Origin of the sequence: uncultured Algibacter sp. (genome assembly GCF_947487605.1) — a bacterium.
Lineage (GTDB): Bacteria > Bacteroidota > Bacteroidia > Flavobacteriales > Flavobacteriaceae > Algibacter_D.
In genome coordinates, this window is sequence record NZ_CANKXK010000008.1 from 68,217 (window position 1) to 93,228 (window position 25,012).

Sequence of the window (25,012 nt, forward strand, 5' to 3'; positions counted from 1 at the left end):
TCATGAACCGCCCCACCACCACTAAGTGGAGCAAGCAGTAGCATAATTGGAAATTAATTCAGTATGAAATAGTTATGGTGCCGGATTAGGAATTACATTATGTACTGCGTTTATTTGAGCCAATACATCATCACTTAATGTAATATTTATACTGTCAATATTCTCCTTAAGTTGCTCTAAATTAGTAGCGCCAATAATATTACTAGTTACAAAAGGTTGCTGGTTTACAAATGCTAAACTCATTTGTGCTAAAGACATATTATTATCCTCTGCTATTTTTAAGTAGTGTTTTGCTGCTTCAGTGGCTGTATCTCCGCTATATCTAGCAAACCTTGGAAATAATTTTAGGCGTGCATTATCTTCTGCAGTTCCTTTTATATATTTTCCAGAAAGTACCCCAAAAGCCATTGGGGAATAGGCTAACAGGCCAACATTTTCTCTTAAAGATACTTCTGCTAAATCAGTTTCAAAAGTTCTTGTTAGCATGGAGTAGGCATTTTGTATCGTTGCTACTCTTGGTAGATTATGGTTTTTAGATTCTTCTAAATAACGCATGGTTCCCCATGAGTTTTCATTCGAGATTCCTATGTTTCTTATTCTACCTGCTTTAATTTCAGCATCTAAACTGTGTAGTACTTCGTTAAAATTATCTTCCCATTTGGTGTCAAGCTTAAAATCTCTAATTCCAAATCTATTGGTATCTCGCTCTGGCCAATGGAGTTGATATAAATCTATATAATTGGTTTGTAATCTTTTTAGTTCTAAATCAATCGCTTCTTTTATGGAAGCTGGACTAAATCCTGTGGTTCTGATGTGTGCTGTATAATCTCCTCCGCCTGCAATTTTAGAGGCGATAATAACTTTATCCCTATTCCCCGATTTTTTTAACCATGTCCCAATTATTTTACTGGTTCGACCACTTATTTCGGCTGTGGCAGGAACAGGATATAATTCGGCAGTATCAATAAAATTAACACCTTGGTCTATGGCATAGTCCATTTGCTCGTGTCCTTCGGCCTCGGTATTTTGATTTCCCCAAGTCATAGAACCTAAACATATTTTGCTAACTTTTATGTTGGTGTTTGGGATGGTTGTGTATTTCATATTTTATTTTTATTATTCTCGCGAAGGCGGGAATCTTTTTAATTGGAACTTAAAACTTAATTGTGGAATCCTGCCTGCGCAGGAATGACAAATCGATTTTCTTTTACAAGAAACGTAAAGATAAAAAACCTTTAAAAGCTAATTAGCTTTTAAAGGTTTTTTATGCGTTAGGGATTGAACGATCTGTTTGAGCTCGCCGACGTAGGAGGAAGCGAGTAGTGAAAGCCCGACCCTTGTGGTAACGCCCTAATACTTTTTCTTATTCTACTCGCTTAACAGCTTAGAAAGTTCATCTAACTTTGGTGTTAAAATAACTTCAATACGTCTGTTTTTGGCTTTACCATTAGCAGTATCGTTTGAAGCAATTGGTGCAAATTCGCCTCGACCAGCAGCTGTTAGATTTTCTGGATTAATAGTCGCATTTTCTCGTAATATGTTTACAATAGCTGTAGCTCGTTTGGTCGATAAATCCCAGTTACCACTTAATTGACCCGAACCTTTGTATGGAACATTATCTGTATGTCCTTCAATTAACACTGCGATATCTGGATTATCTCCTAATACATTGCCCAATTGTTCAACTGCTCTTCGACCTTCACTGCCTACTGCCCAACTACCAGAACTGAACAATAACTTATTTTCCATAGAAACGTAGACTTTCCCATCGCGTTGTTCTACGGTTAAACCCTTGCCTTCAAAATCGGTTAGTGCTCTAGAAATAGCATCTTTTAAAGCTGTCATTGCCGCATCTTTAGAGGCAATAACGTTTTCTAATTCTGCTACGCGGTTAGAACGGTCTTCTAATTCTTTTTTAAGCTTTTCTAAGCGTGCGTTTTCTGCTGCTAAAGCTTGTTCTTTTGCTTCAAGTTGCGCCAATAACTCTCTATTTTTTTTCGAGTTCTCTGCTATAGCTGCAGAACTGTTAGCTTCTAATGCATTGTAAGATGATTTTAAATTATCATAATTTGCCTTGATTGCGCTATAATCGGCTTGTAACTTATCGCGATTTGCAAGTGCCTCCTCATAAGCTGCTTGAATTTGTTTTAATTCGTTTTCTGCTGCATTTTTTGCGCTTAATAAGGTTTCATTTTCATTAGAAAGTTTTCTGTTTTCGTTTTTTAGATTGGCATATTTCGCCTCTAATTCTTTATATACTTTTGGAGAAACACAAGATGCTAAAACGACAAGTGCTAATAATGTGAATACGCTTTTTTTAATCATTTTATTCGGGTTCATTTGTTATTGTTTTATAAATACTATTAATTTTCAATTTCTACTAGAATAGGGCAATGGTCGCTATGTTTTGCTTCAGACAGTATAACGGCTCTTGTAATACTTTCTTGTAATGGTTTAGACACCATGGCATAATCTAATCGCCAACCTTTATTATTTGCTCTGGCATTGGCACGATAACTCCACCAACTATACTGTTGTAATTCAGGGTTTATATAACGAAAAGAATCAATAAACCCGCTTTTAATAAAACTACCTATCCACTCGCGTTCTACAGGTAGAAAGCCTGAGACGCCTTTCATTTTAGGGTTATGTATATCCATTTCTTCATGGCAAATATTATAATCGCCACAAATTACTAAGTTTGGAATATCTGCTTTTAGATTGTTAATATAGTCCTGAAACATATCCATATACTCTAACTTATGATTCAACCTTGCATCATTTGTTCCAGATGGTAAGTATAAGCTCATAACAGATACACTATCACCGCCTGCGGAACGGGCAGGAAAATCGGCACGTATATTACGCCCTTCAAAATCCATAGATTCTATTCCTGTACCATATTCAACGTGGTTAGGTTCTATCTTGCTTAAAATAGCTACGCCACTGTACCCTTTTTTTTGTGCACTAAACCAATAATGGAATTTATAGCCTGCCTCTTCAAAAAGACTCAAATCTAACTGTTCTTTTAACGCCTTAATTTCTTGTAAACATATTACGTCTGGGTTGGCGCTAATTAACCAATCGATAAAACCCTTATTAATGGCTGCACGAATACCGTTTACGTTATAGGATATTATTTTCATTTTTTAGTTAAATTTTTAGAATCAGACTGTCTAAAAAGTAAGATTCTATATAATATTGAGCTTGTCGAAATATTTTAACTCACTAATAAATCAAAACCCGTTTCGATAAGCTCAACTTGACATATTAAATTCAATGTCTTTAACTTTCTTTTTAATCAAGAAGTTAATTTCAGCTAAAATAAATAATGCGTTACATTTACACTATTAAATATATCAGGAGTTTTAACGAAGCTATCAACAAAATATTTTAAACGAAATACAGTTTAAGTATCAAATGAAATTTATAGTTACTTTTTTTCTTTTTCTACTTAGTTTTTGTGTTTCTGCTCAAAGTAAAACTTCAAACTATAAAACCAAGAAAATTGCTGTAAAGGATTCGATTAAAATAGATAGTGTTAGTATTAACTCCAATTATTTTGAACTTAAAACCAAACAAGGCACTATAATCGACACTTCATTTTATCATGTTGATTTTACTAAAAGTATTTTAACCTTTAAAAAACCTTTAGAGACAGATTCTTTAACAATAAATTATTTAAAATTTCCAGATTTTCTTACCAAAACTTATAAGCAATTGGATGAGAATATTATTGTTGAGAATACCGATAATCTTCAAAAGCTTTACAAACTTTCTGAATCTAATATTTCCAAGAGTTTCATTCCTTTTGATGGCTTAACTACCTCTGGAAGTATCTCGCGTGGTGTTACCGTTGGTAATAATCAAAATTCTGTTTTAAATAGCGAACTTGACCTTCAAATTACAGGAAAGCTTAACGACAAAGTATCCCTTAGGGCTTCAATTCAAGATGCTAATATACCCCTACAAGAAAGTGGCTATTCGCAACGGTTAGATGAATTCGATCAAGTATTTATAGAACTTTTTAGCAACCGCTGGAACATTCGTGCTGGAGACATCGATTTACAAAACTCAAATTCCTATTTTGCCGAGTTTTCTAAACGTGTTCAAGGGCTTTTTATTAATGCCAAATTAGGTAGTGAGCAACAAACCAATGTGTTTGCTGCTGGCGCATTAGTTAGAGGTCAATTTACTACAAGTCAATTTACAGCTCAAGAAGGAAACCAAGGTCCTTATAAGCTGCAAGGACAAAACGGCGAATTATTTGTACTTATAGTATCTGGTAGTGAAACCGTTTACGTAAATGGTGTTACTGTTGAAAGAGGCGAGGACAAAGACTATATTATCGATTATAACGCTGGAGAAATTATTTTTAATTCTACCTTTCCTATTACTTCCGAGATGCGTATTACGGTAGATTATCAATTTAGTGATCGCAATTATTCTCGTTTGGTAGCTTATGGTGGTGGGAATTATGAAACCGAAAAGCTGAAAATTGGTGTTTCTGTATATTCTGAAAACGATTCTAAAAATCAACCATTACAGCAGAATCTTTCAGAAGAACAAGTGCAAATATTGTCTGAAGCAGGAGATGACAGAAACTTAATGGTAGCCCCTTCTGAAGTTTTAGAGACACTAAACGAAAACAGAATATTATACAAAAAAGAGCTCATTAATGGCGCTGAAGCTTTTGTTTTTTCTAATAACCCAGAAGATGACCTTTATAGAGTAACATTTACTTTCGTTGGCGATAATCAAGGCGACTATAACTTAAGTAGTATTAATGCCATTAATAATATATTCGAATATGCTGGCGTTTCACAAGGTAATTATGCACCTGTTGTACAGCTAGTTGCTCCAACACAACTTCAAATTGCAGTTTTAAATGGTGAATACAAACCAAATGATAAAACCAATATTAGCTTTGAAGCTTCCGGAAGTAAAAACGACCTAAATTTATTTTCTGATATTGGTGATGATGACAATGAAGGTTTTGCTGGAAAACTTAAAGTTGAACAAGCCATTGTTAAGCAAGATAGTTCTTGGATATTAAAAGCTTTTATTGACAGTGATTTTATTGAGTCTAATTATAGAAATATCCAAGGCTTATATAATCCAGAATTTAATAGAGATTGGAATTTAGACCAACAGCCAACAAGTAATCAAATAGCTATTGGTTTAGGAAATCAAAAATTAATCTATTCTGGTTTACAAGCTTATCATCCAAAAAAAGGCAATTTGACTTACCAATTTGAACATTTGAATTTTTCTGAAGGCTTCAATGGTAATAGACATGTCGCTAGTGCTAATTTGATTTTAAATAAATTTTTATTTCGATCTAATTCTAGTTTTTTATCTGCAAAATCAAATCAAAATACTTCCACTTTCTTAAGATCTGAAAACATATTATCCTACAGTTTTAAAAAATCATGGGTTGGCACAAAATTGGCTATTGAAGATAATGAACAAGAAGATATTGCTACGCAAACATTAACGCCTCTTAGTCAAAAATTCAAATCCTATGAGGTTTTTTCTGGTGTTGGAGATAGCACTAAAGTTTTTGTTCAAGTAGGCTACAAAAACCGTGTAAATGATAGTATAAGAAATAACGAACTTAAAAAAGTAAATACTTCTAACACCTTTTATTTAGATTCTAGATTAATAAAAAATAAGCAAACCAATCTTTCATTATATGCTAACTACAGGAATTTACAAAGTGCGGATGCTGGTGTAAACGACGAACAATCTATAAATTCTAGGCTACAGTATAACCAAAAACTTTTTAATCAAATTATCATTTGGAATACCATTTTCGAAACCAATTCTGGCACACTTCCACAACAAGATTTCACCTATGTTGAAGTAGAAACTGGACAGGGTATTTATACTTGGATAGATTATAACAACAATGGCATACAAGAATTAGAAGAATTTGAAATAGCACAATTTCAAGATGAAGGTAAATATATACGTGTGTTGTTACCTAATCGTGTTTTTATAAAAACACACCAAAATAGGTTAAGTCAAACGCTTACAATTAATCCAACCCAATGGTCCGGAAGTGAAAAAAAATCTCAAAAATTCTGGTCTCATTTTTATAGCCAAACAAGTTATTTAATTGATAGAAAGTTAAAGCGTGAGGGTACAAGTTTTAATTTGAATCCTTTTGAAAACAATCCAGATAATCAATTGGCACTTCAATTAAATTTTAGAAATGTTCTTTTTTATAATCGTGGAAAACAACGCTATACAACGTCTTACACATATCTATCCAATAAATCAAGAAATGTTTTATCTATTGGCTTTATTGAAAACAATTTAAAAAGTCATCAATTTAATTTTAACCATAAAATAGCTGAAAGTTGGCTCATTACGCTAACATCAAGTTTTGATAATAATGAAAGTGTCAGCGAAAATTTTGCCAGTAGAAACTATAATTTTGATGAAACTAGATTGAACCCAAAACTTTCTTATTTATTTAGTGATAATTCAAGGTTCGATGTATTCTATGAACACGCAAACAAAGACAATACCATTGGTAATCTAGAGTCACTAACTCAACAAAAATATGGTGTTTCGTTTAATTTTTCGAAAAATGAAAAAGGCGCTATAAATGGAGAAGTTAATTATTTTTCAAACAACTTTTCTGGTAACGCTAACACACCTGTTGCCTACCAAATGTTAGAAGGATTGCAACCAGGAAAAAACTTTACTTGGACTTTATTGGCTCAAAAAAAGCTAACAAATTTCTTAGATCTTAATATTAGCTATTTTGGAAGAAAAACGGAAACCAGTAAAACAATACATACAGGTTCAATACAGTTGAAAGCTTATTTTTAAAATGATGAATTATCTATTTTCTTGAAAACAGAGATAATAACATTAACAGCTTCGGTATAAAACTCTGGATGAATATTTTCATAATCATCGGTAGGTTTATGATAATCTTCATGATCTTCAACACCAAAATAAAGAAAAGGGATACCCGCTTTATAAAATGATGCATGGTCTGAAGAATATGTCCAATTATCTAAGCCATCGTATCCATCATGTCCAGCTATAAGTTTAACTTTCCCACAGGTTGATTTATAACTTTTAACGATACTTTTTAAATTTTCATTAAATGAAGTACCAACCGCAAACAATTCATTTTTATCACTTCTACTAATCATATCCATATTAACATTAGCAATAATTTGTTTCGATGGAACTACAGGATGTTTTACATAATACTTCGAACCTTGTAGCCCTAATTCTTCAGCATCAAAAGCAGCTAATATTACTGAATGCTTAGGTGGATGCTCTTGAAAATGCTCCGCAAAACTAAATAAGGCAGATACGCCAGAAGCATTATCATCTGCACCATTATAAATACGCTCATGTTTAACACCCTCGTGGTCATAATGTGCGCTTATAACAATATACTTTTCTGGTTTTAAAGTTCCCTTAATAAACCCTAAAACATTAACACCTTTATAGTCCCTTCTATGTTGTGAGAACGAAAATGATTGCTCAAAGGTCTTGCCTAATGGCTTAACTTTTAAACTATAAAACTGATTTATGATATATTTTTTTGTTTTAATAGCACCTTCAGTTCCTGTCCTTCTTCCTTCAAAACTATCAGATGATAATGTCTTAACATGTTGCAACAAAGATGATTTACTGAAACAACTTTGAGAGGAACTAAAATTCACAGATAAAAAACAAGCCAGTAAGAGGTAATATATTTTAGGCATTTATAAGTATTCTAATGAATTGCCCAAGATACATTTTTTTTAAAAAACTTATTAGTAATTTAGTATTACTATGAATTTAAAAAACGAAAAGCTCATACCACAAAATGATATGAGCTTTTCAATTTATAAAATTTTGTTTTAAATAGAAGCCTTCATAAGCTCTCTATTCATACGTGCAATATTATCTAACGAAATTCCTTTAGGACATTCTACCTCGCAAGCCCCTGTATTGGTGCAGTTTCCAAATCCTTCTAAGTCCATTTGCGCTACCATGTTTTTAACACGGTCTGCGGCTTCAACCTGTCCTTGTGGTAATAATGCATATTGAGAGACTTTAGCTCCAACAAATAACATAGCACTTGAATTTTTACAAGTGGCTACACAAGCTCCACAACCAATGCAAGTTGCAGCGTCCATAGCTTCGTCTGCTGCATGTTTTGAAATAGGGAGCGAATTAGCATCTTGAGTATTTCCTGAGGTATTAACAGAAATATACCCTCCAGCTTGCTGAATACGCTCAAAAGCCATTCTATCTACAACTAAATCTTTAATTACAGGAAATGCTGCTGCTCTAAAAGGCTCGATAGTAATGGTATCACCATCTTTAAACATACGCATATGCAATTGACAAGTTGTAATGCCTCTATCTGGTCCGTGAGCTTCTCCATTAATATATAAAGAACACATCCCACAGATCCCTTCTCTACAGTCATGATCAAAAGCTACTGGCTCTTCCCCAGAGTTTACCAATTGCTCATTTAAAACATCCATCATTTCAAGAAAGGACATATGCTCTGAGATATCATTAACTTTATAATCGACCATTTGACCCTTAGCAGAAGCGTCTTTTTGTCTCCAAATTTTAAGTGTTAAATTCATAATGTCAATCTTATTTGTATGAACGTTGTTTTAGTTCAATATCTTTAAATTCTAATTCTTCTTTATGTAATACTGCATCAGCAGGTTCTCCTTTGTATTCCCAAGCTGAAACAAATGCAAAATCTTTGTCATTTCGTTTTGCTTCTCCTTTTTGTGGTCCATCCAATTCTGCAGATTCTTCTCTAAAGTGCCCTCCACAAGATTCTTCTCTAGTTAAAGCATCTTTAGCGAATAACTCACCTAACTCTAAGAAATCAGCAACACGACCCGCTTTTTCTAATTCTGGATTCATTTCATTTGCTGTTCCAGGAACAGAAACTTCTTTCCAGAATTCTTCACGAATGGTTTTAATCTCAGCCATGGCTTCTTTTAAGCCTTTTTCGTTCCTAGACATTCCACATTTATCCCACATCACTTTACCAAGTTTTTTATGGAAGTAATCAACAGACTTTGTTCCTTTATTAGTGACAAAGAAATCTATTTTAGCTTTTACTTCTTTTTCAGCTTCATCAAATTCTTTTGTATCCGTTGGAATTTTTCCTGTCCTAATATCATCAGCCAAATAATCTCCAATAGTATATGGTAACACAAAATACCCATCAGCCAAACCTTGCATTAAGGCTGAAGCTCCAAGTCTATTAGCACCATGATCAGAGAAATTAGCTTCACCAATACAATACAATCCAGGAACCGTAGTCATTAAATTATAATCAACCCAAACACCTCCCATTGTATAATGTACTGCAGGGTAAATCATCATTGGAGTTTTGTATGGATTTTGATCTACAATTTTCTCATACATTTGGAATAAGTTTCCATATTTAGCTTCAACAATAGCTTGACCTAACTCGTATATTTTTGCATCTGAAGCATTTTCAATATTATGAATTTTAGCTTGCTCTTTTCCATAACGTTCAATCGCTGCAGCAAAATCTAAATATACAGCTTCACCTGTCGCATTTACACCATAGCCAGCATCACAACGCTCTTTGGCTGCACGAGATGCTACATCTCGAGGTACTAAGTTACCAAAGGCAGGGTAACGACGTTCTAAGTAATAATCTCTTTCGTCTTCTGATAAATCTGTTGGTTTTTTACGTCCTTCACGAATTGCTTTTACATCCTCTAAACTTTTTGGCACCCAAATACGTCCATCATTACGTAACGATTCAGACATCAAGGTTAATTTAGATTGATAATCTCCCGAACGTGGAATGCATGTTGGGTGAATTTGAGTATAACAAGGGTTTGCAAAATATGCCCCTTTTTTATGAATTTTCCACGCAGCAGTAACATTACTACCCATGGCATTTGTTGATAAGAAATAAACGTTACCATAACCCCCAGTCGCTACAACTACCGCATGAGCTGAATGGCGTTCAATTTCTCCTGTAATTAAGTTTCTTGCAATAATACCTCTTGCTTTTCCATCAACTTTTACAACATCAAGCATCTCGTGACGATTGAACATTTCAATCTTACCGCGAGCAATTTGACGGTTCATTGCTGAATATGCTCCAAGTAGTAATTGTTGTCCTGTTTGCCCTTTAGCATAAAACGTTCTAGATACTAATACCCCACCAAATGAACGATTATCTAACAATCCGCCATAATCACGTGCAAAAGGCACACCTTGAGCTACGCATTGATCGATGATATTTGCAGACACCTCAGCTAAACGGTAAACGTTAGCTTCACGCGAACGGTAATCGCCTCCTTTTACAGTATCATAAAATAATCTATATGTAGAATCTCCATCACCTTGATAGTTTTTTGCAGCATTAATACCTCCTTGTGCAGCAATAGAGTGTGCACGTCTAGGAGAATCTTGATAAGCAAAAGCTTTTACATTATACCCTAACTCTGCTAGCGTTGCGGCTGCAGAACCTCCAGCCAAACCTGTACCCACAACTATAATATCTATGTGACGTTTATTAGCTGGGTTAACTAGGTTAATTTTATTTTTATAATCTGTCCACTTATCTTTAATTGGACCCTTAGGTACTTTTGAATCTAAAGTTGCCATATGCTATGATAATACGTGTTTAAGATGATGAAATAAAGCAATAATAATAAACCCTAACGGAATTAATATAGAATATGCTTTACCTATATTTTGAAGTCTCTTTTTACGACCTGCTGTAACTCCCATTGATTGGAATGCAGATGTAAATCCATGTGCCAAATGCAGTCCTAAAAGAATGAACGAAACAACGTATGCAATTGTCCTTAAATGACTGTGAAACTTATGCGTAAGTTCTTCAAAATATCTAAAATTTTGAGTTCCCTCTATAAGTCCAGACATATCGCCAGCTACATATTTAACGCTTAATTCTGGAATCCAGAAATCAATAAAATGTAACACGATAAAAGCTAGAATAACCAAGCCACTATAAATCATATTTCTACTCATCCAAGTAGAATTAGCAGCACCATTATTTTTAGCATAACTAACACCGTTAGCTTTTTTATTTTTGACTTCTAATACAAATCCCATAACAAAATGGAATACTACGCCAAATATTAAAACTGGTTGTAATGCAAATTGCACTAGCGGATTTGTTCCCATAAAATGAGATAAATCGTTAAATAATTCTTCACTAAAAAGTGAAGTAATATTTACCGCCAAATGAATTATTAAGAAAAACATGAGGAAGAATGCAGAAAGCGCCATGGCTACCTTTCTTCCAATCGAAGATTTAAAAAATCCGCTCATTTTTAAGAAGTTATTTTAAGATTCTTACAAAGGTAGGTTAGCGACGAGTTATAGACAAATAACAAATGTCATGTTTTCACTATTTAGAATGAGTTTAATTAAATAAAGAATTAATTAATTTACTATAGGAATAAGTCCTCTTAAGCCCATGTCAACAAGCATTTCTCCTGCATTAGGTTCAAACTTCCCATCAGCGTTTACTTCGATCCATTCAAAACTATTGTTAACAGAAAAGGACAATATCACTTCTACATCTTCAGTTTCATTACCAGAGATGAGTAACCCATTTTCAAATTCTCCTGTTACTACACAGGATCCTTGAGGTATTGGCGAGGTATTAAATAATGGGTTTGGAACCGTAGTTGCACCTTCTGGTGCTTGCCCCGAAGAAGAAAAGCCTAAAGATTCAAACGCCCAAAAACCTTGTTTTTTATTTTCGTTTACTACAATAGAACTTCCATTTAAATCGAAAGAGGTAATATAATTATTGTAGCCTACAAAACTTGCTAGAGTGCCATTAAAATTGGTTCCATTTAGAAGAAAATCAATATTTCCTTCTTGGTAAGCTAAAGAAACTCTTACCCATTTGTAGTTTCCAACAGATACTTCATTTAAAGGGATTGTTATAAACATTTCGTTGTTTCCAGCAAATTTTGCTTTCTGAAAATCGATTGCTTTACTTCCACCTGCTTCTGTTTCTTCCCCATTAAAAATAATTTCCCCTTCACCTAAAAGCGTAGTTGCTGTTTGGGCAAACTCAATATAATTCGCGCTCATTTTAGCAAACGAAGGCGATTGCGCTGCATTGCCACTTGCTATATTTGCTGGTTGTCCTAAATTATTTAAGCGCTCTTGAGTAGGATCGAATTTAAATTTAATAACAAGATTGTTTTGGCTTGTATTGTTAGCATCATTGTTGTCTTTACTGCAAGAAGTTAATACAATTAGTAAAACTATAATTGAGCTAAATGATTTCATGATATTGGGTTTGTGTTCACATATTTAACAGAAAAAAACACAATTTCTTATATGCTCACAAAACAAAATTTTTAAAATTGAATCTATTTGATATAGAAATAAAGAAATTCTCAGTATAGTATTATTCTGTTTGCTTAATTTTAGGGAATTAAAAATTTAATAATATGAAGTACCATTCCATAAGCAAAGAGCTTTTTATAAAAAACCGTAAAAATTTCGCTTCTAAAATGAAAGCTAATAGTTTGGCGGTATTTAATTCGAATGACATATATCCTATTAGCGCAGACAGCACTATGCCTTTCGAACAACATCGAGATATTTTTTACTTAAGTGGTGTTGACCAAGAGGAAAGTATTCTGGTGTTATTCCCCGATTGTCCAAAGGAAAAACACCAAGAAATACTATTTTTAAAAGAAACTAACGAGCATATTGCTATTTGGGAAGGCGAAAAACTAACTAAAGAAAAAGCATTTGAAACTAGCGGTGTGAAAACAATATATTGGTTGCAGGACATGGAGAAAATTATGTTTGAAATTATGACCCAATGCGATACTGTTTATGTTAATACCAATGAACATTATCGAGCCAATGTTGAAACAGAAACACGTGAAGACCGTTTCACCAAATGGCTTAAAAATAAATACCCAGCACATAGTGTTGCCAAAAGCAATCCTATATTACAAAGATTACGTTCTGTAAAAGACGCTATTGAAATTGAATTAATACAGCAAGCTTGCAATATTACCGAAAAAGGGTTTCGACGTATTTTAAATTTTGTGAAACCAAAAGTTTGGGAATATAATATTGAGGCAGAATTTATGCATGAATTTTTAAATAACCGCTCAAAAGGGTTTGCTTATACACCTATTGTAGCCTCTGGAAATAATGCCAATGTACTGCACTACATAGAAAACAACCAACAGTGTAAATCTGGCGACCTAATATTAATGGATGTTGGAGCAGAGTATGCAAATTACTCAAGCGACATGACACGAACTATTCCTGTTTCTGGTAAGTTTTCTAAAAGGCAAAAAGCCGTTTATAATGCTGTAAATAGAGTTAAAAATGAAGCCACTAAAATGCTGATTCCCGGAACAGATTGGGCAGCATATCATATTGAAGTTGGCAAAATAATGACCAACGAATTGTTAGGTCTTGGTTTATTAGATAAAGCCGATGTACAAAATGAAAACGCCAACTGGCCTGCTTATAAAAAGTACTTCATGCATGGTACTTCGCATCATATGGGACTCGACACACATGACTATGGTATTTTAACAGAGCCTATGCAAGCTAATATGGTTTTTACTGTAGAACCTGGAATTTATATTCCTGATGAAGGCTTTGGTATTCGATTGGAAGATGATGTTGTTATTCAAGAAAAAGGAGAGCCTTTTAATTTAATGCGCAATATTCCCATTGAAGCAGACGAAATTGAGGAAATAATGAATAGTTAAAAAATAATCTCTTATAATATAAAAGGGTCGTTTAAAAAAACGACCCTTTTGCTAACAATACTAAATTTTGCAATTTAAAGAGTGACTAATTCAAATAAATAATTGTTTAGTTTGTTCAGCGAAGTAACTTTACCTTTTGAGTTTATTAAGAGTGAAATATTATTTTTGCTTCCGCCATAAGAAATCATTCTAATTTTTACATCTTTTAAAATTTGAAATAGCTTAAAAGTACTTTCATGATTCACAATTGAATGCCCTACTAGACATACAATGGTTTGTCCTTTATCGACTTCTATGGTTCCAAATTCTTCTAATTCAGTAATAATTTTATCTAAATTTCTATCGTCATCAATAGTAAGTGACACAGCAACTTCAGAAGTTGTAATCATGTCTATCGACGTTTCATAAACTTCAAAAATCTCAAATACTTTCTTCAAGAAACCATGCGCTTGCAACATGCGCCCTGATTTAATTTTTATAGCTGTAATATTATCTTTGGCTGCAATTGCTTTAATACCATTTTCAGATGTTTGGCTAGATATTAAAGTCCCATGAGCTTCTGGAGCCATTGTATTTTTTAAACGTACTGGAATGCCGTCTTCCCTAACAGGCAATATGGTTTGAGGGTGTAATATTTTTGCGCCAAAATAAGCAAGTTCGGCAGCCTCATCGAACGACAAGTTTGAAATAGGATTTGTGTTTTCTACATATCTAGGATCATTGTTATGCATCCCGTCTATGTCTGTCCAAATTTCTACTTCTTGCGCTTTTATGGCAGCACCTATAATAGTTGCGGTATAATCACTTCCACCACGTTGTAAATTAGAAACATCTCCCTTTTGATCTAAACAAATAAACCCTTGTGTTATATAAATATTGGTCTCTGGAGCAGAAGCCATTACATTTTTCAACTGCTTTTTAATATAGAAATGATCAGGTTCTTTTACACCATTTATACGCATAAATTCTAATGCTGGTAATAGGGTCGAACTAATTCCTTCTTGATTTAAATAAGCGTTAAACATATAAGTTGAAAGCAACTCGCCTTGAGCTACAATATTATTCTCTAATTTTTTTGAATAGCCTTCATAGGTACATGTTACTAAAAAATTAAATATACCTGTTACGTATGCTTTGGTTTCATCTTTTAACTGTGTGTTAGAAAGAAGTGCATCAATGGTTTTAAAATAAGATTCATGCAATGTATTAATTGCATCAATGGCTTTGTTTGGCGTCTTTTCAAAAATATAATTTGCAATTTCTACTAAAGCATTAGTAGTACCAGACATAGCAGATAACACTACGACTTTCTTTGTGCCATCATTTATAATGTTCTTCACATTACACATGTTTTTAACTGACCCAACAGAAGTACCTCCAAATTTTAATACTTTCATCCTACTTAATTTGATTACGAAATTATAATCATTTGATACAATAACCGCATTTTTAAAAAAAATAGATTATTTTTACACAAATTGTTAAATAGTTAACATGAAAACTGTAAGTAATTGTGTTGAAGACATATTAATAACCCAACCTTACTTGGAAGAAGCCCTTTCAAGAAACATTATAAACTTTAGTGCTTTAGCGGTAGAATTGACTGAGCCAATAAGTAAAATGCTTAAAAAAGATGTAAAACCAGGTGCGATTATGATGGCTTTAAGACGCTATAGTCCGCCTCCTACTTTATCGAATTCGGTTAAAATGAAGAAGGTAATTAAGAATTTAGGCGATATTACCGTGCGTTCTAACCTTACAGATTTTACAGTTAAAAATTCGGAAACCTTAATAGATAATCATGCCAAGATTCTGGAAAAAATAAATTCGGAATCTAAATTATTTTATACGTTTACGCGTGGTATTCATGAAAGTAATATTATTATTTCAAGTAGTTTAAAAGATTTTATTTTAGAACATTTAAAGCTCGAAACATTTTTGGCTGTTCAAGATGGTCTTACCGCTATAAGCATCAATTTACCTGAAGACAACTCGAAAATAGCAGGGTTATATTATCACTTTTTTAAACGTTTAGCTTGGGAAGGTGTCGTACTATACGAAGTTATTTCTACAACAAACGAGTTTACTATTTTAGTTGAAGACGATTTTGTAGACAAAGCCTTCACTGCTATTAAGAAGGTGAAATCATGATTTTAGAGTACAAAGGTGTAAACATTTTTTACACCGATAACGGTCATGGGAAAACAGTCGTTTTCCTTCACGGTTTTTTAGAAAACAGCTCTATATGGAATCCTTTTATTCCTGAATTAGCAAAAAATAACCGAATTATTTGTATTGATTTATTAGGCCATGGTAAAACTGAATGCATGGGATATATTCATACTATGGAAACCATGGCAGAAGCTGTTCAAGCGGTTTTAGAACATTTAAAAATTAAGGAAGCCATATTGGTTGGTCATTCTATGGGTGGTTATGTCGCATTAGCTTTTGCTGAAAAATATTTAAACCTTACAAAAGGTATAGCATTGGTTAATTCTACATCTAAAGCAGATAGTGCAGAGAAGAAAACTAATAGAGATCGTGCTATTGCAGCTGTAAAGCATGACTATAAAACATTTGTTAGAATTGCTATTTCTAATCTTTTTAATCCAGATAAAAAAAGCAGTCTAAAAAAAGAAATTACAACCATTATTAATAACGCTTTAAAAACACCATTACAGGGAATTATTGCTGCACTTGAAGGCATGAAAATACGCAAAGAAAGAACAGACATTCTTCAAAATTTTAAGCACAGAAAGATGCTTATTGCCAGCAGAGAAGATCCAGTATTAAATTACAAATCTCTTTTAGAAGAAGCCAAAAAAACAGGAGTAAAAGTGGTAAAATTTCCAGATGGACATATGTCGTTAATCGAAAACGAAGCCTTATTCTTTCAAAATATTATGTATTTCATCGAAAATTAATTACTTTTCAACGATTATTTGATTTTTTTTACTATGTTTATCAAGCCTTAAATCAAATATCATGGAAAAAACTACACAAAAACCTACCATTGCATCCAAAATGTACTGCAATTTTTTTGGTCATGATTATCACGTAACTAAAAAAGTAACACAGCATGTTAAAGAGTATCAATGTAGCCATTGTAAAAAGGAATTAACCACAAATAGCAACGGCAAACTAACAGAATTAACTGCAACTTTTAAGGAAATAAACGACATCTTAGAATTTATGTATCGTAAAAAACTTATGAGAATGCGAGAAAGAATGTACGGAACAAATGCTGCTTAATGAGTTTTTGCTTTTCTAATAATATTTTATACCTTTAACTCCCTTATAATTAGTTAATAGCATAAAATATGAAGAGCATTTATTGTTCGCTTTTTGGTCATGATTTTAAAGTGACCAAACAAATTACATATCACGTAAAAGAATTTAAGTGTGTCCAGTGTCAAGAACAGTTCACTACAGATGAGTCTGGACATTTAACTAAGCTTACCCCTAAATATAGAGAGATTAATTTGGTGCTAGAAAAAATTCACAATAAAAAGTTGCGCCGTAAATCTTATCAAGCAGTTAGCTAGAAAAGTTTTTCCACCCTTGTGCTTTCAAAGGAATTTTAGAACCCGCCCTTGTTACTAAATGCATTCCTGAGTTTTTATCAGCCATATATCCAATTATCGTAAAATTTGGATTTGCCTTAATCTTTGGAAAATCCTCTTGCGAAATAGAGAAAAGTAATTCGTAATCTTCACCTCCATTTAAAGCAACCGTTGTACTATCAATATTAAACTCTTCACAAGTTGCAATTACTTGTGGATCTAAAGGAATTTTTTCTTCATAAACATCACAACCTACATTACTCTGTTTGCATAGGTGCAAAATTTCAGAAGATAACCCATCACTTACATCAATCATCGAGGTTGGTTTTACATCTAAATCTTTTAATAATTTAATAATATCTTTCCTAGCTTCAGGTTTTAATTGTCGCTCAATTATATAAGAATAAGATTCTAAATCTGGCTGGCTATTAGGATTTACTTTATAAACTTCCTTCTCACGCTCAAGTACTTGCAATCCCATATAAGCTGCCCCTAAATCTCCAGAAACAACCAATAAATCATTTGGTTTTGCACCAGACCTGTACACCTCATTATCACTTTCTACTTCACCAATAGCAGTAACAGAAATTAATAATCCAGTTGTTGAGGATGTTGTGTCACCACCAATTAAATCTACATTATATATTTTTGCAGCCGTTTGTATTCCTGAGTATAAATCTTCAAGTGCTTCTAAAGGAAACCTGTTAGACACAGCTATAGATACGGTTACTTGAGTTGCTGTTGCATTCATTGCATACACATCGGATAAGTTTACCATAATGGCTTTATAGCCTAAATGTTTTAACGGCATATAACTTAAATCGAAATGAACATTTTCGACTAACAGATCTGTTGTAACAACTATTTTTTTATTTTCAAAATTCAAGACAGCTGCGTCATCTCCAATTCCTTTAACCGTAGACACTTGTTTAATTTCAAATTGCTTTGTTAAATGCTCTATAAGAGCAAACTCTCCTAACTCGCTTAATGGTGTTCGCTGTTGATTTTTATCTTCTATCATGCCGCAAAAATAAGAAGCTATTTTATAACCATATCATTTCTACTAAGGAAAAACACCTTAATAAGTTCGTTTAATGAAAATTTTATACACATTTAGACGTTAAAATGATAAAGTCCTATGGCTTATAACTATATATCTGTTAAATTTGATAGAAAAAGTATTAAAAAAATTACGCTATGAATTTCTTTAAAAATAACATCAAATATATTACTATCCTGTTTTCTGGACTTTTTGTTTTATTCGGATTAATTGCATGCGATAATGAAGATAATAATAATTCAACTATAATAGAATCGGATGCATTGTTTCCATGCGAAAATGGATTTGCCGATATTTATCCCTGTAACGGTTATGAATTAATGGCTCAAATACCATTAAGTACTTTCGCGGCTTCTGCTGGAAATGATTCTTGGGGTTGGACCGACCCAACAACTGGTAAAGAATATGCCTTAATGGGATTAGATAACGGGACAGCTTTTGTTGATATTACAGACCCATTAGAAACTATTTACTTAGGAAAACTACCTACAGAAACAATAAGTAATAGTTGGAGAGATATAAAAGTTTTTAATAATCATGCATTTATAGTAGCAGATGTTGCTGGAAACCATGGCATGCAAGTATTTGATTTAACAAGATTGCGAAATGTAGCAAACCCACCTGAAACATTCACTACTGATGCTTTATATACAGGTGTTGATAGCTGCCATAACGTTGTAATTAATGAAAATGAAAGTATCGCTTATTTAGTTGGTTGCTCGAACAATGGTGGAGGGCCAATTTTTATAGATATATCTTCCCCTACAAACCCAACATTTTTAGGAGAATATACAGCCGAGGGATATTCGCATGATGCACAAGTTGTAACCTATAATGGTCCTGACGTAGAACACCAAGGCAAGCAAATTTATATAGGCAGCAACGGTTATAGTAATAACGTCGTTATTTTAGATGTTACAGATAAAAGCAATATAATTCCAATAAGCAGTCTTAGCTATCCACAAGAAGAATTTGCTCATCAGGGTTGGTTTACTGAAGATCAACGTTATTTTATTCTCGGAGATGAGCTTGACGAAGGAGCATTTGGATTTAATACCAAAACAATTATTTTTGATTTTAATGATTTGGATAACCCTGTTTTGTCCTCAACATTTTTCGGCCCAACCCTAGCAGTCGATCATAATGGCTATGTAAAAGACAATACTTATTATTTATCGAATTACAGAGCTGGTATGCGAGTTTTAGATATTTCGAATATTTCTGATTCTAGCAACCCTATGACAGAAATAGGCTTTTTCGACACATACCCAGAAAATAATAACGCAGGCACTGTTGGTGCGTGGAACGTTTACCCTTATTTTGAAAGTGGAAATATAATTATAAGCGATATTATTCGAGGTCTGTTTGTCGTTAGAAAAAGTAATTTATAATATTCTGAAAGTTCCATAATGAAAATAATAAAATACAATTATCGCTTTTGTATTCTTATAGTATTTATAGGCATTTTTAATTGTTCTTCAGATGAAAGTACCGAAAAAACGACTCCTTTATTTGGTGTTAAAGTTCTGGGAGGCTCGCTAAACGATAGCGCCCAAGCTATTACAAGCACAATAGATGGAGGTTACGCTGTTTTAGGGTTTTCGCAAAGTGATGATGGCGATGTAACTTCTAAACAAAACAAAACATTTGACTATTGGTTGCTAAAATTCGATTCTAATAACGCACTAAGTTGGCAAAAAACTTATGGAGGGAGTGGCGACGACAGAGGTAATGATATTATTCAAACTAACGATAATGGTTATATCATTTTTGGCCAAAGTTCAAGTAGCGATGGCAATATAACCAACAATGCTGGTTCTTTAGATTTTTGGCTATCTAAAATAGATAGTTCTGGTAATATAATTTGGAATAACTCCTTTGGTTTTTCTGGGGTAGATAATGGCATCTCACTAATTGAGACAAAAGACAATGGTTATCTATTAACAGGAGTTTTAGACGTTACTGCATCAGGAGGTGAAGGAAATAGTAAGTTTTCAACTTCAAAAAGGCATGCTGGAGGAGATTATTGGGCTATCAAATTAAATTCTAACGGAGACAAACAATGGAGTAAATTCTATGGTGGTACATTTACCGATACACCAAATGATGTCATTCAAACTACAGATAATGGCTATTTAATTATTGGTTCATCCGACAGTAATGATGTTGACATTAGTGACAATAAAGGTTCCTATGATATGTGGATTATTAAAATTTCGGAAACTGGAAATCTTCTTTGGGAAAAATCTTTTGGCGGTTCAGAAATTGATGAAGCTTACAACATAACAAGCACTAACGATGGAAATTATTTAATAGTTGGTAACACTAGAAGTAGCGACAACGACGTTTCTTTTAATAATGGTGCAGCCGATTTATGGATGATAAAAATTTCGGAAACTGGTAATATGCTATGGGAAAAAACTTTGGGCGGAAACAATTTTGACTCCGGAAGTGCTGTTTCAAAAACACAAGATGGCGGGTTTATTTTAAGCGGTAATTCAAGAAGTTTAAATGGAAATCTTATAGAAAACAAAAGTCAGAATGATGCTTGGCTTATCAAAATAGATGCAAATGCTAATATAGAATGGCAAAAAACAATTGGCGGAACTGAAATCGATTTTGCTAACGATATCACCCAATTGAATGATGGCACTTATGTTGCAGTTGGAGAAACTAGTAGTTCCAATGAAGATATTACAGAAAACAAAGGGTTTGCAGACCTATTAATTATCACAATAAATGAATAAAGTAGCTTCAATATTTCTGTTTGTTTTTATTACGCTTGTTTCATGCCATAAAGACAATGATGACAACGTTTCAAACGTAAATATCTCACTCCATTTTACTCATAATTGGGATGGCATTCCTGTTTCTAATTCAGATTTTAACGCTCTTAAATTCACTAATGAAAATGGAGAAATGTTGAGCATAGAACGCTTACGTTATTTAATATCAGACATAACATTAACTAACTCCACAGGAGAGTCTTTAACAATTGACGCATACAATTTGGTTGATGTAACAAATAACGGAAATTTAGAATTTTCACCAGAAGTATTAATCCCAACTGATGCATACACCAACATTTCATTTACTTTCGGCTTTACTAACGAAAAAAATATTGATGCTGCATACCAAGATTTAAATTCTGCTTCTTGGTTTGTTCCAGCCATGTTAGGTGGCGGTTATCATTACATACAGTTTGATGGAAAATTTTTAAATAGTTCTAACATCGAACAAGGGTTTAATTATCATGCCATAAGAGCGGTGGATAATCCTGGAGCAAACCCAACCTTTCCACAAGACACTTTTATAACCGTTAATTTAGGCGCAGTCACTATTACAAGTAATATCGTTTTTAATATTGAAATGAATATTGCCGAATGGTTTAAAACTCCTAACATATGGGATTTAAATGTATTCAACCAATCGCTTATGCCAAATTCTACCGCGCAAATTATGATGTTTGAAAACGGGCAAAATGTATTTAGTTTAAAATCAACAAAATAATTAAAATTTGAAACGTTGGACATTACATATCTTAATTATTGTTGCTTTTATTATAACATCTTGTTCTAATAAAAGTGTAGAAGTCTATACCTCTACTCCAAGCCCACTAAATATACCGCAGCTTTTTCAAGACAAAATTCTAAACCCCGTAATTCCAATTGATAATCCACAAACAGTTGAAGGAATCGCTTTGGGTAAAAAATTATTTTTTGACCCCATTTTATCTGCAGATAATTCTCAAGCCTGCGCCGATTGTCATGCTCCAGAAAATGCCTTCTCGGATTCTGATAGGTTTAGTGATGGTATTGATGGAAGTTTAGGAAACCGAAACTCCATGCCACTTTTTAACTTGGCTTGGAATTACGATGAAAAATTCTTTTGGGATGGTAACACATTTAGTCTAGAACATCAGGCTTTTGTTCCTGTTACAGACCCTACTGAAATGGCAAGCAATTGGACTCAGGTTGAAGAAAAATTACAACAGCATTCAGAATATCCAAATCTTTTTAATCAAGCTTTTGGCACTTCAGCTATAGACTCTACTTTGGTAACAAAAGCCATCGCTCAGTTTGAACGTACGTTAATTTCATCAAATTCAAAATTCGATAAATTTTTACTAGGGGTAGCCACTTTAACCCCAGAAGAACAAAATGGCTTTAATATTTTTATGGATGAAAACAAAGGTGACTGCTTTCATTGCCACGGTAGTGAAAATAATCCACTATGGACAGATAATATTTTTCATAACAATGGCTTAGATAACACATTTACCGATTTAGGTTTAGGAGCAGTTACTGGAGACCCAGCAGATAATGGAAAATTCAAATCCCCTTCCCTCAGGAATTTAGCATTCACAGCACCTTATATGCACGATGGTAGATTTGCTACTTTAGAAGAAGTTATCAATCATTACAGTGAAGGGCTAAAACAATCATCAACCATCGACCCATTAATGAAAAAAGTAGCCCAAGGTGGTGTGCAACTTTCAGTACAAGACAAAGCCGATTTAAAAACCTTTCTTTTATCCCTTTCAGATTATGAATTTATAAATAATTCTGCCTTTAACAATCAATAACAAAAAACTATAAAACCATATATTAATATAATGTTAGGTTATATGGAAATCGATGACTTATATTGTATATTTGCTCTCTATTTAGAAACTGTCTTAATAAAATATTATTAATTTATTTCTAAATTTAATAAAAAATAAATATGATAAAAGTCTCTGAAACAGCTAAAAAGAAGGTCGTAGAACTTATGACTGACGATGGCTATAATGCTACTACTGACTATGTACGCGTGGGTGTAAAAAGTGGAGGATGTTCTGGATTATCTTACGATTTAAAGTTTGATAAAGAACAACAAGATGGCGATAAAGTATTTGAAGATAATGGTGTTAAAATTATAGTTGACAAAAAGAGCTTTTTATACCTTATAGGAACTACTCTAGAATATTCGGGAGGTTTAAACGGAACAGGTTTCGTGTTTAATAATCCTAACGCTAACCGTACTTGTGGTTGTGGCGAATCATTTTCATTATAACAAAATAAGAAAGCATTATGTCGAAGTACACCGAGGATGATTTACGCGAAGAGCTAAAAACCAAAGAATATGAGTATGGGTTTTATACTGATATTGAGTCTGATACATTTCCAAACGGTTTAAATGAAGATATTGTTCGTGCCATTTCTAAAAAGAAAGAAGAGCCTGAATGGATGACTGAATGGCGCCTAGAAGCATTTCGTGTTTGGAAAAACATGGACGAACCAGATTGGGCAAACGTAAATTACGTAAAACCAGATTTTCAAGGCATCTCTTACTACTCTGCACCAAATAGCAAACCTAAATACGACAGTATTGATGAGGTTGATCCAGAATTATTAGCAACTTTTGAAAAGCTAGGTATTTCTCTTGACGAACAAAAGAAACTTGCTGGTGTAGCTATGGATGTGGTTGTAGATTCTGTTTCGGTAGCAACAACCTTTAAGAAAACTTTAGGTGAAAAGGGTATTATTTTTATGAGTATCTCCGAAGCTATTAAAGAGCATCCAGAACTTGTAAAAAAACATCTAGGAACCGTAGTTCCAACAAAGGATAATTTTTATGCCGCTTTAAATTCAGCTGTGTTTAGTGATGGCTCTTTCTGTTATATTCCAAAAGGCGTAAAATGTCCAATGGAATTATCAACATACTTTAGAATTAATCAAGCAGGAACTGGTCAATTTGAAAGAACTTTGGTAATTGCTGATGAAGGTAGTTATGTAAGTTATTTAGAAGGCTGTACAGCTCCTAGTCGTGATGAAAACCAACTACATGCAGCCGTTGTAGAGCTTATTGCTTTAGATGATGCTGAAATAAAATACTCCACAGTACAAAACTGGTATCCAGGAAATGCTGAAGGTAAAGGTGGTGTTTACAACTTTGTAACCAAGCGCGGTTTGTGTGAAAAAAATGCAAAAATCTCTTGGACACAAGTAGAAACTGGTTCTGCTGTTACTTGGAAATATCCAAGCTGCGTATTAAAAGGTGATAATTCAGTTGGCGAATTTTACTCTATTGCTGTTACCAATAATTATCAGCAAGCAGATACGGGAACAAAAATGATTCACTTAGGAAAGAATACGAAGTCCACTATTATTTCAAAAGGTATTTCTGCTGGAAAATCTCAAAATAGTTACCGTGGTTTAGTACAAATTAGTTCTAGAGCAGAAAATGCACGTAACTTTTCGCAATGTGATAGTTTATTAATGGGTAATGACTGTGGTGCACACACCTTCCCATATATAGAAGCTAAAAATAAAACAGCAAAAATAGAGCACGAAGCAACAACTAGTAAAATTGGTGAAGACCAAATTTTCTATTGCAATCAACGTGGTATAGATACAGAAAAAGCCATTGCCCTTATTGTAAATGGCTTTAGCAAAGAAGTATTAAATAAATTACCAATGGAGTTTGCTGTTGAAGCTCAAAAACTATTAGAAATAAGTTTAGAAGGATCTGTAGGATAGATAAATTTTAACGAAATGTCACACTAAGCATTACCGAAATGAAAATATATTTTCATTGAAAGTACCGAAGCAGAGCTTCACTAAGTGTCTCATCAATTA

General features: G+C 33.4%; 21 protein-coding genes. 11 read left to right on the top strand and 10 right to left on the bottom strand.

Annotated features, from left to right (window positions below):
• Positions 1-72: 72 nt before the first annotated feature.
• The 3 genes from Q0739_RS10430 to Q0739_RS10440 form a co-directional block, all read right to left on the bottom strand.
• Positions 73-1,104, bottom strand: a complete 1,032-nt coding sequence (locus Q0739_RS10430; protein WP_298238671.1) for an aldo/keto reductase — start codon at positions 1,102-1,104, stop codon at positions 73-75.
• 264 nt (positions 1,105-1,368) lie between these two features.
• On the bottom strand, positions 1,369-2,325 hold the full coding sequence (locus Q0739_RS10435; protein WP_298238752.1) for an OmpA family protein: 957 nt from the start codon (positions 2,323-2,325) through the stop codon (positions 1,369-1,371).
• Between the two features lie 38 nt (positions 2,326-2,363).
• On the bottom strand, positions 2,364-3,146 hold the full coding sequence (locus Q0739_RS10440; protein ID WP_298238672.1) for an exodeoxyribonuclease III: 783 nt from the start codon (positions 3,144-3,146) through the stop codon (positions 2,364-2,366).
• Positions 3,147-3,420: 274 nt separating this feature from the next.
• On the opposite strand from Q0739_RS10440, the gene Q0739_RS10445 reads away from it, so the two are divergent.
• On the top strand, positions 3,421-6,843 hold the full coding sequence (locus tag Q0739_RS10445) for a hypothetical protein (RefSeq protein ID WP_298238673.1): 3,423 nt from the start codon (positions 3,421-3,423) through the stop codon (positions 6,841-6,843).
• On the opposite strand, the gene Q0739_RS10450 is transcribed toward Q0739_RS10445, so the two are convergent.
• From Q0739_RS10450 to Q0739_RS10470, 5 genes are all read right to left on the bottom strand, one after another.
• Positions 6,840-7,652, bottom strand: coding sequence for a M28 family peptidase (locus Q0739_RS10450; protein WP_298238674.1), 813 nt, complete (start codon positions 7,650-7,652; stop codon positions 6,840-6,842). The two genes, Q0739_RS10445 and Q0739_RS10450, sit on opposite strands and share 4 nt — an antisense overlap.
• Positions 7,653-7,877: 225 nt before the next feature.
• A complete protein-coding gene (locus Q0739_RS10455) occupies positions 7,878-8,618 on the bottom strand; it encodes a succinate dehydrogenase/fumarate reductase iron-sulfur subunit (RefSeq protein WP_298238675.1) in 741 nt (246 codons plus the stop codon).
• A 10-nt stretch (positions 8,619-8,628) separates the two neighbouring features.
• Complete coding sequence (locus Q0739_RS10460) at positions 8,629-10,644, bottom strand: fumarate reductase/succinate dehydrogenase flavoprotein subunit (RefSeq protein ID WP_298238676.1); 2,016 nt, start codon at positions 10,642-10,644, stop codon at positions 8,629-8,631.
• 3 nt (positions 10,645-10,647) lie between these two features.
• The gene (locus tag Q0739_RS10465; RefSeq protein ID WP_298238677.1) at positions 10,648-11,334 is read right to left on the bottom strand and encodes a succinate dehydrogenase cytochrome b subunit; all 687 of its coding nucleotides are present in this window, start codon (positions 11,332-11,334) and stop codon (positions 10,648-10,650) included.
• A 114-nt stretch (positions 11,335-11,448) separates the two neighbouring features.
• The gene (locus tag Q0739_RS10470) at positions 11,449-12,312 is read right to left on the bottom strand and encodes a hypothetical protein (RefSeq protein ID WP_298238678.1); all 864 of its coding nucleotides are present in this window, start codon (positions 12,310-12,312) and stop codon (positions 11,449-11,451) included.
• Between the two features lie 164 nt (positions 12,313-12,476).
• Here Q0739_RS10470 and Q0739_RS10475 point away from each other — a divergent pair, with 164 nt between their 5' ends.
• On the top strand, positions 12,477-13,769 hold the full coding sequence (locus tag Q0739_RS10475; protein WP_298238679.1) for an aminopeptidase P family protein: 1,293 nt from the start codon (positions 12,477-12,479) through the stop codon (positions 13,767-13,769).
• A 74-nt stretch (positions 13,770-13,843) separates the two neighbouring features.
• On the opposite strand, the gene Q0739_RS10480 is transcribed toward Q0739_RS10475, so the two are convergent.
• Positions 13,844-15,166 (bottom strand): aspartate kinase, encoded by a 1,323-nt coding sequence (locus tag Q0739_RS10480; RefSeq protein WP_298238680.1) that lies wholly within the window; start codon positions 15,164-15,166, stop codon positions 13,844-13,846.
• 97 nt (positions 15,167-15,263) lie between these two features.
• Between Q0739_RS10480 and Q0739_RS10485 the strand changes: the two genes are divergently transcribed.
• From Q0739_RS10485 to Q0739_RS10495, 3 genes are all read left to right on the top strand, one after another.
• On the top strand, positions 15,264-15,920 hold the full coding sequence (locus tag Q0739_RS10485; protein WP_298238681.1) for a hypothetical protein: 657 nt from the start codon (positions 15,264-15,266) through the stop codon (positions 15,918-15,920).
• Positions 15,917-16,693 carry an alpha/beta hydrolase gene (locus tag Q0739_RS10490; protein ID WP_298238682.1) on the top strand — a complete coding sequence of 259 codons (777 nt, stop codon included), beginning with the start codon at positions 15,917-15,919 and terminating at the stop codon, positions 16,691-16,693. The genes Q0739_RS10485 and Q0739_RS10490 overlap by 4 nt, the downstream gene beginning before the upstream one ends.
• Before the next feature lie 61 nt (positions 16,694-16,754).
• Positions 16,755-17,021 (top strand): hypothetical protein, encoded by a 267-nt coding sequence (locus Q0739_RS10495; RefSeq protein WP_298238683.1) that lies wholly within the window; start codon positions 16,755-16,757, stop codon positions 17,019-17,021.
• Positions 17,022-17,306: 285 nt separating this feature from the next.
• On the opposite strand, the gene thiL is transcribed toward Q0739_RS10495, so the two are convergent.
• Positions 17,307-18,353, bottom strand: coding sequence for a thiamine-phosphate kinase (gene thiL, locus Q0739_RS10505; RefSeq protein WP_298238685.1), 1,047 nt, complete (start codon positions 18,351-18,353; stop codon positions 17,307-17,309).
• 176 nt (positions 18,354-18,529) lie between these two features.
• Between thiL and Q0739_RS10510 the strand changes: the two genes are divergently transcribed.
• The 6 genes from Q0739_RS10510 (at position 18,530) to sufB (ending at position 24,913) form a co-directional block, all read left to right on the top strand.
• The gene (locus Q0739_RS10510) at positions 18,530-19,783 is read left to right on the top strand and encodes a choice-of-anchor B family protein (protein ID WP_298238686.1); all 1,254 of its coding nucleotides are present in this window, start codon (positions 18,530-18,532) and stop codon (positions 19,781-19,783) included.
• Positions 19,784-19,801: 18 nt separating this feature from the next.
• Positions 19,802-21,139: a hypothetical protein gene (locus Q0739_RS10515; protein ID WP_298238687.1), complete on the top strand. Its 1,338-nt coding sequence runs from the start codon at positions 19,802-19,804 to the stop codon at positions 21,137-21,139.
• Positions 21,132-21,902, top strand: coding sequence for an MbnP family protein (locus Q0739_RS10520; RefSeq protein WP_298238688.1), 771 nt, complete (start codon positions 21,132-21,134; stop codon positions 21,900-21,902). Before Q0739_RS10515 ends, Q0739_RS10520 begins: the two co-directional genes overlap by 8 nt.
• A gap of 7 nt (positions 21,903-21,909) precedes the next feature.
• Positions 21,910-22,977, top strand: coding sequence for a cytochrome c peroxidase (locus tag Q0739_RS10525; RefSeq protein ID WP_298238689.1), 1,068 nt, complete (start codon positions 21,910-21,912; stop codon positions 22,975-22,977).
• Positions 22,978-23,117: 140 nt separating this feature from the next.
• Positions 23,118-23,447, top strand: a complete 330-nt coding sequence (locus Q0739_RS10530) for an iron-sulfur cluster assembly accessory protein (RefSeq protein ID WP_298238690.1) — start codon at positions 23,118-23,120, stop codon at positions 23,445-23,447.
• Positions 23,448-23,464: 17 nt separating this feature from the next.
• Entirely contained in the window at positions 23,465-24,913 is a 1,449-nt protein-coding gene (gene sufB, locus Q0739_RS10535; protein ID WP_298238691.1) for a Fe-S cluster assembly protein SufB, read from the top strand.
• Positions 24,914-25,012: the final 99 nt, after the last annotated feature.